This is a genomic window from Bradyrhizobium sp. 26S5, assembly GCF_036923295.1.
GTDB lineage: Bacteria > Pseudomonadota > Alphaproteobacteria > Rhizobiales > Xanthobacteraceae > Bradyrhizobium > Bradyrhizobium septentrionale.
Map to the genome: position 1 here is coordinate 7,426,390 of NZ_CP145948.1, position 13,006 is coordinate 7,439,395.

Consider the following 13,006-nt stretch of genomic DNA (forward strand, 5'->3'; position numbering starts at 1 on the left):
GAGCTTTGCTCTTCGTTCCGCCCTCTGTTGAACAGAGGGCGCAGGGAAAGCCGGGTGCCGATCGCACCCATGGGCCCCGAGCAAAGGTAGAAGGCTCGGGGGTAGGACCACAGGTGTAACCGGGAACATCCCGGCTTTCCCTGCGCGATGGGTTACGGCTTACTTCGTGCTCTCCCCGGCGAGACTGGGCTTGCTTGTCACCGCCTCCGCAACACGCCATCGCGTGTTGCGACGAGACACCTGCCGCTAGGGCGTCAGGACCACACGACTTCACCGTCCACTTCATGGGCACTCGTCAGTTGCCCATTCAGCGTCCACCGCATCTCACCGCAACACCCGTGACGATGCGCAGCGCCCCTCGATCGGGTGAGACCGGCAGACCATACACCGAGTTGTATTTCTGATAAAGCGAAATATTTTTCACGCAGCCACTGGACAACGACCCCAACTCAGTGATTTGCGAAAATTCCGCTTAGACCAATTGCGTAAGTAGTCGTCCGGATACAGACGCCGTCGCGATCTGGCTATGCAGGCTCAGCTCACAAAAAGAAACGGCATGAAGAAGCTGATCGATCGTCATCGGGACATTGAATACACGCTCATCAACATCGAACCTGACACCTGGAGTTGGTCGTTCGACATCAACGGCAAGACCAAGCGAGGGATCACGCGCGCCAGACTCGACCTGTTGGCGCAGCGCCGGGTCTGCACGCTGATCAATCGCGAATTGAAAAGCGCAAAGCGGACGAAGCCGAGAGAGCCCGGCTAGGCCGCTCGCTTTGTCAGTCAGCGCACGCTGAAGCTTTGCTCTCCTCCTCCCACAGAGCTGAAGCCACCGCATCCGCTCAAGACGATGCGATGACGGCAGCCGCAATCTCGAGCCGCGGCCCGGCATATCGCTGGTCGTCCGGCCCGCCCTCGCCGCAGCCGACGCTCCAGACTGCGGGCCAGGAAAAGCGCTCAAGCCCGGTCGCCGAAATCGCCGTGCACGACGTCCAGCGCGTGTCGCCGCTGCGTCGCCACAGCACGCCGCCCGGTCCCATATCGGGATAGAAGGCAACATCGAGCGCGAAATCGGCGTCCGCGCCGAGATCGGGACCGATCCAGTAATGAGGACTGCGCCCCTGCTCGCGTCCCAGGATCAAGGTCAGCGTCTGTTTCGGCCCGCGCAAGCCTAGCCAGAGCGGTGCGATCATCCCGGGCGCGGGCGTGCAGAGCAGCGTTTGAGGCGCAGCGATGTCGGCTGCGGTGCGGCCCGACAATTTCAGGGCGATCATCGTTGTGGGCGCCGGCGTTCCCGAGAGTGGCGCAGGGCTCGTCCCGCGCGGCAGTGGCGACCACGAAGCCTGGTCGAGCGACGGCAGCGGCCATGCGAGCCGCTCGCGCACGACGCCTTCGGTGTCGAGCACCTGGTAGCGAAGGCCGCTCTGATCGAGCGCGGCCTGCACGCAATGCAGATACTCGACGCCTTCGGGCATCCGGTGCGCGGTGCCCGCGCCGGCCGTGCAGAGCTGCAGCACGCCGCGATGGACCTGAACGTCGAAGGCGAGGATGTGGCTGCACAGATAGGCGGTCACATCGGCGCGCACGAGGATATCCCAGAAGCGCGCACTGTATTCGTGGCCGATCTCGCGCTGATAGGCGCCGCTGTAGCCATTGATGGGGAATACCGGATGATGGCCCAGCACCAGTTTGTGCCTGGCATCCGCGTGCTGGGCGAGAACCGCCTCGAGCCAGTCGGTCTCGACATGCCCCTCGCCACCGAGCCCGCTCCACAGCGTGTGGACGAACACCATCAAGAGATCGTCGCGGCGAACCCAATAGGACAGCCCTTCCTGACCGGGCGGGCCGTTGCGCGGCAGCTTCAGCACCTCGCGAAACACCGCCTCGCTCATCGCATCATAGGTGGTGTGGTTGCCGGTGGTGTGCCACATCGGCGTCTCGCGCCGGTCGAGCCAGCCCATCTCGGTCTCGAGCCAATGCCGCCATTGTGCGCGCAGCGCGTCGGCGTCCGCCGTGAGGCCGATGATCTCGTCGCCGGGAAAGAGGACGAATTCGGGCCGCGGATGCAACCGGCGCACCACATCATTCACCGAGGCAAAGGTCCGCTCATGCAGCGCGCCCGCTACCCCCGAGCAGGAATCGGCATAGAGCACGAACTGGTGGCCCGGATTTCTCGGCAACAGAGACGGAATAGCATCATGCATGGTCGGACCACGTCCTCGCGAGCTGCATCATAGAGGAAGGCAGACTGATCGCTCAAGGCAGACATTCGCGCGCGCGAGGTTGCGGCCGGCAGGCGGTTTTGGGATCGTGTCCGCGCAGTGCATCCATCCGACGATAAGGAGTTCCGGCGTGGCCATCCTCAAGGATTTCACCGTGGGATTCTACAAGATCCAGCTTCCGGTCGTGCTGAGCGACAGCACGCATGGCGAGATCAAGGCGTTCGAGCTCGTCACGATCCGCGCCCGCGACGCCGACGGCGCGGAAGGCACCGGCTACACCTACACGGTCGGCCGCAATGGCGGCGCCATCGCCAATATCCTGCGCCGCGAAATCCCCGAGATCGCGCGCGAGATGGAGGCCGACGACACCGAGCAGCTCTGGTACAAAGTATGGTGGGCGCTGCATTATGGCGGCCGCGGCGGGCCGGCGGTGCTTGCGCTCTCCGCGCTCGACATCGCGTTGTGGGATCTCAAGGCGCGCCGCGCGTCGCTGCCGCTGTGGCGGCTGCTCGGCGGCTTCGACCGCCGCGTGCCCTGCTATGCCGGCGGCATCGATCTCGATCTGCCGCTCGATGGATTGCTCAAGCAGACCGACGACAACCTCGCCAAGGGTTTTCGCGCCATCAAGATGAAGGTCGGCCGTGCCAGCCTCGCATCCGACGTGGCGCGCGTGAAGGCGATGCGCGGCCATCTCGGCGACGAGTTTCCGCTGATGGCCGACGCCAACATGAAGTGGACGGTCGAGGAGGCGATCCGCGCCGCGCGCGCCCTGCAACCGTTCGACCTGACCTGGCTCGAGGAGCCGACCATTCCGGACGACGTCGCGGGACACGCCCGCATCCTGCAGGCCGGCGGCGTGCCGATTGCGGCCGGTGAAAATCTGCGCAGCCTGTGGGAGTTCAAGTCCTACATCGCCGGCGGCGCGCTGTCCTATGCCGAGCCGGACGTCACCAATTGCGGCGGCGTGACCAGCTTCATGAAGATCGCGCGGCTCGCCGAGGCCTTCAACGTCCCGGTGACCAGCCATGGCGCGCATGACATCACCGTGCATCTGCTGGCAGCCTGCCCGAACCGTTCGTATCTCGAAGCGCACGGCTTTGGCCTCGACCGCTACATCGCAAACCCACTGGTTCTGGAGCACGGACTGGCGATCGCCCCGGATCGGCCGGGGCACGGCATCGCCTTCGACTGGAAGGGACTGGAGCGGCTCAGCGCGGGATGATGGGACAGCTGGCTCTGCTATCGGTTGCACTGGCGGATGAATGTTACATTCCTGGCGTACAGGTAAGTGTAAGGGTCCACCTGTTCGAGCGCGTGGTGCCGCATCACCCAGTCGCGAACCTCGGGCGCATAGGCCGACATCATTAATTGGGTCTCGCCGGGGTTAATGCTGCGATCGCCGTGATGTGCAGCGTGAAACATGAAGTAGCCGCTCGGGGTAATGCAGATCTTGTTGAGGGGAACGGTCCCCAGGACCGTCGTGCAGGACGACTTGCAGCGACCATCGATCACCACGCGATCATACTCCGCATTGACTTGCGAGTACTTGTAGATGTGCGCGGCGGTGTTCCCGCCAGGGTCGTGAAGATAGTAGATCTTCTCCGCGTAGGCGGAACCGGCCATTACCAACGTGAAGATGGTGATACTGACCACGGCGAGCATCCGATACATATTACTTCCCCTCTTGCTGTCCCCTCTACTTCAACGGGCATTTCGGGATGAGTACTATGCGTGGGTCGCTTTCGCAACTTCCGCCGTAGGACCCTTTGTTGGACCCTTCGCGGACACGGTTGGGCAAGCCGACGATATCCGCTCTTGAAGCCAAGCCGGAAGACATAGCTTCGAGTCGCGGATCGGGTCTGCAAGCAAGTGCCCTAGTCGCGCTCGCGGCAAGCTGCTAGCCTTTTGTGCTTCAGATTGCTCAAAGCGCGATGAGATTGGGTTGAATCGTCATCGCGCTTTGAGCTCATTGTTTGAGCATGATCTTTTCGGAAAACCGCTTCACACTTTTCCGGATCATGCTCCAGCGAGTTAAGGGACCGAAGCAAATGGACAACCGTAGTGATGTTTGGCGCAGCGTCGACACGATCAAGCCGCGATTCATCGAATTGAGCGACCGGGTCTGGGCGATGCCCGAGGTCTGCTACACCGAGGCACGCTCCTCCGCCGAACATCTGGCCGAACTGCGCCATCAGGGCTTTCGCATCACCGAGAATCTCGCCGACATTCCGACCGCGGTGATGGGCGAATGGGGTGAAGGCGGACCTGTGATCGCCTTCCTCGGCGAATATGACGCCCTGCCCGGCCTCAGCCAGGAGGCCGGCGTCGCCGAACCTCGCCCGGTCGAGAGCGGCGGCCACGGCCATGGCTGCGGCCACAATCTGCTCGGCTCTTCCGCTTTGCTGGCCGCGACCGCAGTGAAGGACTGGCTCGCCGCCAACAAGGTGCCGGGCCGGGTGCGCTATTACGGCTGCCCCGCCGAGGAAGGCGGCGCGGCAAAGGCCTTCATGGTGCGCTGTGGCGCCTTCGAGGATGCCGACATCGCCATCACCTGGCATCCGCACAGTTTCTGGGAGGTGGCGGTGACGCCATCGCTCGCCAACACAAGGGCCGATTTCAGCTTCACCGGGCGAACCTCGCATGCCGCGGCCTCGCCGCATCTCGGCCGCAGCGCGCTCGACGCGGTGGAATTGATGAATGTCGGCGTCAACTACATGCGCGAGCACATGCCGAGTGACGCGCGCGTGCATTACGCCCTGCTCGACACCGGCGGCATCGCGCCCAATGTGGTGCAGGCGCATGCCCGCGTGCGCTATTCGATCCGCGCCCGCGACCTGCCCGGCATGAACGAGCTGGTCGAACGCGTGCACAAGATCGCGCAGGGCGCGGCGCTGATGACCGAGACCAAGGTCGAGATGAAGATCATCTCCGCGGTCTCCAACATCCTGCCCAACACGCCGCTGGAGCAGACGCTGCACCGGATCATGGAAGATCTCGGCCCGCCGCATTTCGACGATGCCGACAAGGATTTCGCCGGTAAGATCCGCGCGACCCTGACCGACAAGGACATCGCCTCGGTGTATTACGCGATCGGCATGGAGCCGACCGACCGGCCGCTCGCCGATTTCCTGGTGCCGATCGACGCCAAGCGCAATCCGCTGATCGGCTCGACCGATGTCGGCGACGTCAGCTGGGTGGTGCCGACCGTGCAGGTCCATGCACCGACGGTTGCAATCGGCACGCCGTTCCACACCTGGCAGGTTGTGGCGCAGGGCAAGACGCCGGCCGCGCACAAGGCGATGGTGCAGGCCGCCAAGGCGATGGCCGGCCTCGGCGTCAAGGCGCTGCTGGAGCCGGAGCTGATCGAAGCCGCCAAGGCCGATCTCAAGAAGCGGACCACCCGAACTCCTTATATCAGTCCGCTGCCGGCGAATGTTGCACCGCCGTTGGACATGTCGGTCGCCTGACGCGCCACATTTGCTGGCCGGGCTCCTCGGGGCCCGGCCAGAGCGCCGTTCCGACTGGATCGGAACAGAGCTGGATTTTGTTTTGACGCGTTTTCTTCGCGCCAACCGGTATCGCTATCCACTTCGCTCGAAAACGCTCTGGATTTTGTTTTGGCGCGTGTTCTTGACGCGAACCGGTATCCACTTCGTTCGAAAACGGGCCTGCGTGACAAAAAAGCATCTCGGAACAAAGGATAACGAACAAATTTTCCGCACTGCGAGGCGCGCAGAGACGGGCTTTGGCACCGAAATGCCGAACCGATGTGCGGCCGCGCGAGGTTCTGCACAAGCGATAGCCAAAAGACCTATGCGCCGAGCCCCGGGAGGCGTTGACCTTGGCGGTCATTCGGTGTGCCATCCTGCCGCCAAGACGGCGGCCGGTTCCCCGGCCCGCCGCAATCACACGTGAGCCGGACCGAGGGGACTATGTTCGACAACAATCTGCGTGGCATGATCGACGACGTAAGGGACGGGCGGATGGATCGCCGCGCCTTCGTCAAGCGAATGATTGCCGTCGGCCTCACCGCTCCGATGGCGAACCAGATCCTCAGCCTCGGCGGCGTTGCGATGGCGCAGAGCCCCAGCCCCTACAAGCCGACCAAGCGCGGCGGCGGCGGTCCGCTGAAGCTGTTGTGGTGGCAGGGCCCGACCCTGCTCAACCCGCACTTCGCCACCGGCACCAAGGACCAGGACGGCTCGCGGATTTTCTACGAGCCGCTCGCGAGTTGGGATACCGAAGGCAAGCTCAACCCGATCCTTGCCGCGGAGATCCCGTCGATCCAGAACGGCGGGCTAGCCGCCGACGCCAAGTCGGTGGTCTGGAAACTCAAGCCCGGCGTCAAATGGCACGACGGCAAGCCGTTCACGGCAGATGACGCCGTGTTCAACTTTGAATATTGCAGCGATCCGGCGACGGCGGCCGTGAGCGTCGGCTCCTATGGCGATGTCAGCTCGGTCGAAAAGATCGACGACCTCACCATTCGCGTCGTGTTCAAGAAGCCGACCCCGTTCTGGGCGAACGCGTTTGTCGGCGCCTATGGCTGCATCATCCCGAAGCATCTGTTCGCGGAGTACAAGGGCAGCAAATCCCGCGAGGCGCCGAACAATCTGAAACCGGTCGGCACCGGCCCCTATAAATTCGTCGAGTTCAAGCCGGGCGACCAGATCCGCGGCGAGATCAACCCCGACTACCATATGCCGAACCGGCCCTATTTCGACACGTTCGAACTGAAGGGCGGCGGCGATGCCGTCTCGGCGGCACGCGCCATCATCCAGACCGGCGAATATGACTACGCCTGGAACATGCAGGTCGAAGACGAGGTGCTGCTGCGTCTCGAGAAGGGCGGCAAGGGCAAGACCGTCTACGCCCCCGGCGGCGACATCGAGTTCATCGCCATCAACTTCACCGACCCGAACACCGAGGTCGACGGCGAACGGTCGTCGTTGAAGACCAAGCATCCGATCCTGTCCGATCCGCGCGCGCGCCAGGCGCTGGCGCTGCTGGTCGACCGCGACTCCGTCAAGAAGGCGATCTACGGCCGCGCCGGCCGCACCACAGCCAGTTACCTCAATGGCCCCGAGGAGTTCGTCTCCAAGAACACCAAATGGGAATTCTCGATCGAGAAGGCAGCCGCGCTGCTCGACGAAGCCGGCTGGAAGGTCGGCTCGGACGGCATCCGCGAAAAGGACGGCAAGAAACTCAAGCTGCTGTACCAGACCTCGATCAACGGGCCACGCCAGAAGACCCAGGCGATCGTCAAGCAGGCCTGCCAGAAGGCCGGCATCGACGTCGAGCTGAAATCGGTGGTGGCCTCGGTGTTCTTCTCCTCCGACGTCGCCAATCCCGACACTTACGCAAAATTCTTCGCCGACATCGAGATGTTCCAGATCCCGATGACCCAGCCCGACCCGGCGCTGCACATGCGCCGCTATCATTCGCGTAACATCGCCACCAAGGAGAACAAGTGGCAGGGCGGCAACTTCCCGCGCTGGGCCAACAAGGACTTCGATGCCGCGGTCGATGCCGCCGAGAACGAGATCGATCCGCTCAAGCGCGCCGACCTTTACATCAAGTGCAATGACCTGATGTGGCAGGACAACGTGGTGATTCCGGTCATGCACCGCATCAAGGTCGGCGCCGCGTCGAATACGCTGCGCCCCGTCATCAGCGGCTGGGCCAACGACCTGGATAATTTGCAGGATTGGTACAGGGACGCCTGACGACGTCAGTCGAACGGATTGCTCCCTCATGAGTCAGTATATCCTTCGTCGCCTGCTGATCGCGATTCCGAGCCTGCTCGGAATCTCGCTGGTGTTGTTCGTCGTGCTCGCACTCGCGCCCGGCGACCCGTTCTCCGAGCTCGCGACCAATCCCAACGTGCCGCCCGAAGTGCAGGCCGCGCTTCGGGCCAAGTTCGGCCTCGATGACCCGATCTATCTCCGCTACCTCCATTGGCTGGCGGCGATGGCGCAGGGCGACTGGGGCTTTTCCTTCGTCAGCCGGATGAATGTCGACACGCTGATCCTGCAGCGGCTGCCGGCGACACTCTATATCATCGGCTCCGCGCAGCTGCTCGCGCTCCTGATTGCGATCCCGGTCGGCGTCTATGCCGCCACAAGGCCCTATTCGCTGTTCGACCAGATCGCCAACACCTTCGCCTTCATCGGCTTTTCGCTACCGACCTTCTTCACCGGCATCCTGTTCATCCTGGTGTTTTCGGTGAAGCTGGACTGGCTGCCCTTCGTCTACACCGACGTGCCGGGCAGCGGGATCAAATGGGCGCTGGAGATGATCCGGCAGGCCATCATGCCGGTGATGGTGCTCGGCCTGTTCCAGGCGGCGTCGATGACCCGCTTCGTGCGCTCGGCGATGCTCGACGTCATCCGGCTCGACTATGTCACCACGGCGCGTGCCAAGGGCCTCGGGCAGGCCAAGGTGATCGTCAAGCATGTGATGCGCAACGCGATGATCCCGGTCGTCACGCTGATTGCACTGCAAATGCCTGCGGTGTTCGGCGGCGCCATCGTCACCGAGCAGATCTTCCGGATTCCCGGCATCGGCTCGCTCCTGATTTCATCCATCCTCGCCAACGACACGCCGGTCATCATGGCCGTCACCTTCGTGTTCGCTTGTCTCGTGGTGCTGTTCAACCTGATCGCAGATGTGCTCTATGGCTGGCTTGACCCTCGCATCTCCTTCCGCTGAGCGGCGCGGCTATTCGCCCTGGCGCGAGACCTGGCGCCGCTATCGCCGGCACAAGCCGGCCGTGGTCAGCGCCGTGCTGCTGTCGGTGCTGATCCTGGCCGTCGTGATCGGGCCATTCATCTGGCGCGTCGCCATCAACGACGTCGACGTCGTGGCAGGCCTGCAGGGCCCCTCGCTGGCGCATCCGTTCGGCACCGACGATCTCGGCCAGGACCTGCTCGCCCGCATGATCTATGGCGGACGCATCTCGCTCGCGGTCGGCCTTGCCGCGATGCTGGTCTCGGTGTTCGTCGGCACGCTGATCGGCGCGCTCGCCGGGATGTCGCGCGGCGCGCTCGGCTACGGGTTGATGTGGCTCACCGACCTGTTCCTGTCGCTGCCGCAACTGCCGCTGCTGCTGCTGCTGATCTATCTGTTCCGCGACGGCCTGAGGGCAGTGTTCGGCCCGGAGGGCGGCATCTTCATCCTGATCGTGCTTGTGATCGGCGGCCTGCGCTGGATGCCGGTCGCGCGCCTGGTGCGCGCCCAGTTCCTGTCGCTGCGCGAGAAGGAATTCGTCGAGGCGGCGCGCGCGCTCGGCGCGAGCCCGGTGCGGCAGGTGGTGCGCCACATCCTGCCCAATGCGCTCGGACCCGTGATCATCGCCGGCACGATCGACGTTGCCGCCGCGATCATCGCGGAATCGACGCTGTCATTCCTCGGTCTCGGCTTCCCGCCTGACACCCCGACCTGGGGCCGCATTCTCTATGACGCCAAGGACTTTCTCGACATCGGCCCGCATTGGGCGCTGTTCCCGGGTGGCGCGATCTTCATCGCGGTGGTCGCCATCAACTTCATCGGCGACGGGCTGCGCGACGCGCTCGACGCGCGCAAGGTGATCTGATGGCTCTGCTCGAGATCAAGGGCCTGAAAACCCATTTCACCACCGACGACGGCATCCTGCAGGCGGTCGACGGCGTCGACATCAGCATCAACCGCGGCGAGACGCTGTGCGTGGTCGGCGAATCCGGCTGCGGCAAGACCGTCACCGCGATGTCGATCCTCAAGCTGATCGCGATGCCGCCGGGCAAGATCGTCGCAGGCGAGATCATGTTCGAAGGCCGCGACCTCGTGCCGCTGACTAGCCACGAACTCGACGACATCAGGGCCAAGGAGATCGGCTTCATCTTCCAGGAGCCGATGACCTCGCTGAACCCGGTGCTGACCATCGGCGAGCAGATCTCCGAGAGCCTGCGCCGCCACGAGGCGGTGACCAGGAAGCAGGCGCTGGAACGCACCATCGAGATGTTGAAGCTGGTGCAGATCCCCAACGCCGAAGGCCGCGTGCATCACTATCCGCACCAGTTCTCCGGCGGCATGCGCCAGCGCGTGATGATCGCGATGGCGCTGGCCTGCCGGCCCAAGCTCGTGATCGCCGATGAGCCGACCACCGCGCTCGACGTCACCATCCAGGCGCAGATCCTCGACCTGCTGCAGGACATGAAGGAACGCCTCGGCATGGCGGTGATGCTGATCACGCACGCGATGGGCGTGGTGGCGGAGACCGCGCAGCGCGTCGTCGTGATGTATGCCGGCAAGGTGGTGGAGGAAGCGGGGGTTGACGAATTGTTCGCCGATCCGCGCCATCCCTACACCCAGGGCCTGATCCGCTCGATCCCGCGCATCGATCTCGACGCCGAGCACAAGACCCGGCTGGAGGCGATCGGCGGCTCGGTGCCGATCCTGATCAATCCGCCGCCCGGCTGCCGTTTTGCGCCCCGCTGCAAGCACGCCATGAGCATCTGCGGCGAACAGGAGCCGCGGCTGCGCGAGATCGCGCCCGGCCATCGCATGGCCTGCCACCTCGGAGACGCGTCATGAGCGAACCGCTGCTGCGCGTCAGCAATCTGAAGAAGCATTTTCCGGTGCTCGGCGGCCTGTTGTCGCGCGAGGTCGGCCAGGTCTATGCGGTCGACGGCGTGTCGTTTTCGGTCAATCGCGGCGAGACGCTGGGGCTGGTCGGCGAATCCGGCTGCGGCAAGTCGACCACCGGCCGCTGCGTGCTGCGCCTGATCGAACCGACCTCGGGCGAGGTCGTGTTCGACGGAAAGAGCGTGATGGGGCTCGGCGGCGGCGATCTGCGCGCCATGCGGCGCAACATGCAGCTGGTGTTCCAGGACCCGTTCGCCTCGCTCAATCCGCGCATGACGGTTGGTACGATCCTCGCCGAGCCCTTGATCATCCATAACCTCGTGAGCTCGGCCAGCGAGCGCGAGGACCGCGTCGCTCGTCTGCTGGTCAAGGTCGGGCTGAAGGCCGACCACATGCGGCGCTATCCGCACGAATTCTCCGGCGGCCAGCGCCAGCGTATCGCGATTGCCCGCGCGCTGACGCTGGAGCCGAAGCTGATCGTGTGCGACGAGCCGGTGTCGGCGCTCGACGTCTCGATCCAGGCCCAGGTCATCAACCTGCTGGAGGATCTGCAGGCCGAGCTGAACCTCACCTATCTGTTCGTGGCCCACGATCTCTCGGTCGTGGAGCACATCTCGGACCGTGTCGCGGTGATGTATCTCGGCCGCATCGTCGAGCTCGCCAAGGCCAGCGATCTCTACCGCAACCCGCAGCACCCCTACACCAAGGCGCTGCTCTCGGCGGTGCCGGTGCCGGATCCCAAGGCAAAAAAGTTGCGCATCCGGCTCAAGGGCGACGTACCAAGCCCGATGAATCCGCCGAAAGGCTGCCACTTCCACACCCGCTGCCCGATCGCCGAAGAGCGTTGCCGGCAGACCGCGCCGGAGCTGCTGGAGGGCAGCAACGGCCACTCCGTGGCGTGCCATCTGGCGTAGCGGGGATTGCTCTGCAGCGCACTCTGCTCCCCGACCGTCACCCCCGCGCAAAGGCTTCGCCTTTGTCGCTGGAGGAGCGCGCTCTTGCGCGCGTCTCGAAGGGTCGACGGCCACCAGCCGGGCCGTGCATCCTTCGAGACGCCGCTTCGCGGCTCCTCCAGCGACAACGGCGGAGCCGTTGCGCGGGGATGACGGCATAGAAAGCAAGCTTGAAGATCAGCGGCTCCGCTTCTTCGCGGCGTTCGTCTTGGCCTTTGGCTTGGCCTTCGTTTTTGCCTTCGGCCGTGAGACAGGCGCATCCGTCCCCTCCTCCGTCTCTCTCGCATCCGCCCGCAGCGTGTCGAGCAGCCAGTCGCGGAAGGCACGCATGCCCGGCGTCACCTCCCGCGACTTCAGCCAGGTCAGCCAGTAGGAGCCCGCCGGAACCTCTGCCGCGAACGGCCGCAGCAGCCGGCCGGACGCCAGCTCATTGCCAAACATCGCGATCGGTACCAGCCCGACGCCGACGCCGCGCGCCGCGGCCTCGGCCATCGCCACCGAACTGTCGAAGATCGGCCCCTGGATTTTTGGGCACGGCGCGCCGGCCACCGCAAACCACAACGGCCATTCCTCGGCGCGGTAGGAGCGCAGCAGAAACTCCTGCGCGAGATCGGACGGCTTGCGCAACCGGCTTGCCGCATCGGGGCAGCACACCGGCGAGAGCGGCGCGGACAACAGATGGATCGCCTCGGTGCCGTGCCACGAGCCGTCGCCGAAGCGCAGCGCAAGATCGAGCCCGTCGCCCGCGATGTCGACGCGGTTGTTGTTGGTGAGCAGCCGCAGGTCGATATAGGGATGCGCGCGCTTGAAGCGGTCGACCCGTTGCAACAGCCATCCGGTCGCAAACGTCGTGACGCAGCCGACGGTGACGACCTCGCGCGTGCCCTTGGCCTCGATACGGTCGATCGCAGCTCCAATCCGGTCGAGCGCATCGGTCAACACCGGCAGCAGCGCCAGCCCTTCGTCGGTGAGCACGAGCCCGCGCGGCAGGCGGCGGAACAGGCTGGCGCCGAGCGACTCCTCGAGCTGCTTGACCTGGTGACTGATCGCGGTCTGCGTCACGCGCAGCTCCATCCCCGCCCGGGTGAAGCTCAACAACCGCGCGGACGCCTCGAAGGCGCGCAATGCGTTCAGTGAGAGATGCCGGCGCACGGCATCATGACCAAGTTTTTCTCATGCCTGGCTGTATAAATGATTGTTGGGCTG

The 13,006-nt window shown here is 64.4% G+C and carries 11 protein-coding genes; 8 read left to right on the forward strand and 3 right to left on the reverse strand.

Annotation, left to right across the window (positions count from 1 at the left end; all coding sequences use genetic code 11):
• The first annotated feature begins 556 nt into the window (after positions 1-556).
• The gene (locus tag V5279_RS35000) at positions 557-769 is read left to right on the forward strand and encodes a hypothetical protein (RefSeq protein ID WP_338691570.1); all 213 of its coding nucleotides are present in this window, start codon (positions 557-559) and stop codon (positions 767-769) included.
• 76 nt (positions 770-845) lie between these two features.
• Here V5279_RS35000 and V5279_RS35005 read toward each other — a convergent pair whose 3' ends face one another.
• A complete protein-coding gene (locus V5279_RS35005; protein ID WP_338691571.1) occupies positions 846-2,207 on the reverse strand; it encodes a hypothetical protein in 1,362 nt (453 codons plus the stop codon).
• Between the two features lie 148 nt (positions 2,208-2,355).
• On the opposite strand from V5279_RS35005, the gene V5279_RS35010 reads away from it, so the two are divergent.
• Complete coding sequence (locus V5279_RS35010; RefSeq protein WP_338691572.1) at positions 2,356-3,447, forward strand: mandelate racemase/muconate lactonizing enzyme family protein; 1,092 nt, start codon at positions 2,356-2,358, stop codon at positions 3,445-3,447.
• A 17-nt stretch (positions 3,448-3,464) separates the two neighbouring features.
• Here the strand turns inward: V5279_RS35010 and V5279_RS35015 are convergent, their stop codons facing one another.
• Positions 3,465-3,896, reverse strand: coding sequence for a hypothetical protein (locus V5279_RS35015; protein ID WP_338691573.1), 432 nt, complete (start codon positions 3,894-3,896; stop codon positions 3,465-3,467).
• Between the two features lie 377 nt (positions 3,897-4,273).
• On the opposite strand from V5279_RS35015, the gene V5279_RS35020 reads away from it, so the two are divergent.
• The 6 genes from V5279_RS35020 (at position 4,274) to V5279_RS35045 (ending at position 11,761) form a co-directional block, all read left to right on the forward strand.
• A complete protein-coding gene (locus V5279_RS35020; protein ID WP_338691574.1) occupies positions 4,274-5,692 on the forward strand; it encodes a M20 family metallopeptidase in 1,419 nt (472 codons plus the stop codon).
• Positions 5,693-6,157: 465 nt separating this feature from the next.
• Entirely contained in the window at positions 6,158-7,951 is a 1,794-nt protein-coding gene (locus V5279_RS35025; protein ID WP_338691575.1) for a peptide ABC transporter substrate-binding protein, read from the forward strand.
• A gap of 28 nt (positions 7,952-7,979) precedes the next feature.
• On the forward strand, positions 7,980-8,936 hold the full coding sequence (locus tag V5279_RS35030) for an ABC transporter permease (RefSeq protein ID WP_029080430.1): 957 nt from the start codon (positions 7,980-7,982) through the stop codon (positions 8,934-8,936).
• Complete coding sequence (locus V5279_RS35035) at positions 8,902-9,819, forward strand: ABC transporter permease (RefSeq protein ID WP_029080358.1); 918 nt, start codon at positions 8,902-8,904, stop codon at positions 9,817-9,819. Before V5279_RS35030 ends, V5279_RS35035 begins: the two co-directional genes overlap by 35 nt.
• A complete protein-coding gene (locus V5279_RS35040) occupies positions 9,816-10,796 on the forward strand; it encodes an ABC transporter ATP-binding protein (protein ID WP_338701560.1) in 981 nt (326 codons plus the stop codon). The genes V5279_RS35035 and V5279_RS35040 overlap by 4 nt, the downstream gene beginning before the upstream one ends.
• Positions 10,793-11,761, forward strand: coding sequence for an ABC transporter ATP-binding protein (locus V5279_RS35045; RefSeq protein WP_248114312.1), 969 nt, complete (start codon positions 10,793-10,795; stop codon positions 11,759-11,761). The genes V5279_RS35040 and V5279_RS35045 overlap by 4 nt, the downstream gene beginning before the upstream one ends.
• 216 nt (positions 11,762-11,977) lie before the next feature.
• Here the strand turns inward: V5279_RS35045 and V5279_RS35050 are convergent, their stop codons facing one another.
• Positions 11,978-12,952 (reverse strand): LysR family transcriptional regulator, encoded by a 975-nt coding sequence (locus V5279_RS35050; RefSeq protein WP_338691576.1) that lies wholly within the window; start codon positions 12,950-12,952, stop codon positions 11,978-11,980.
• Positions 12,953-13,006 lie beyond the last annotated feature (54 nt).

Bases quoted from the DNA above. Each gene is read 5' to 3' on its own strand.
- V5279_RS35000 (WP_338691570.1), top strand. From the start codon at position 557: ATGAAGAAGCTGATCGATCGTCATCGGGACATTGAATACACGCTCATC.
- V5279_RS35005 (WP_338691571.1), bottom strand. From the start codon at position 2,207: ATGCATGATGCTATTCCGTCTCTGTTGCCGAGAAATCCGGGCCACCAG.
- V5279_RS35015 (WP_338691573.1), bottom strand. From the start codon at position 3,896: ATGTATCGGATGCTCGCCGTGGTCAGTATCACCATCTTCACGTTGGTA.
- V5279_RS35020 (WP_338691574.1), top strand. From the start codon at position 4,274: ATGGACAACCGTAGTGATGTTTGGCGCAGCGTCGACACGATCAAGCCG.
- V5279_RS35025 (WP_338691575.1), top strand. From the start codon at position 6,158: ATGTTCGACAACAATCTGCGTGGCATGATCGACGACGTAAGGGACGGG.
- V5279_RS35030 (WP_029080430.1), top strand. From the start codon at position 7,980: ATGAGTCAGTATATCCTTCGTCGCCTGCTGATCGCGATTCCGAGCCTG.
- V5279_RS35035 (WP_029080358.1), top strand. From the start codon at position 8,902: ATGGCTGGCTTGACCCTCGCATCTCCTTCCGCTGAGCGGCGCGGCTAT.
- V5279_RS35045 (WP_248114312.1), top strand. From the start codon at position 10,793: ATGAGCGAACCGCTGCTGCGCGTCAGCAATCTGAAGAAGCATTTTCCG.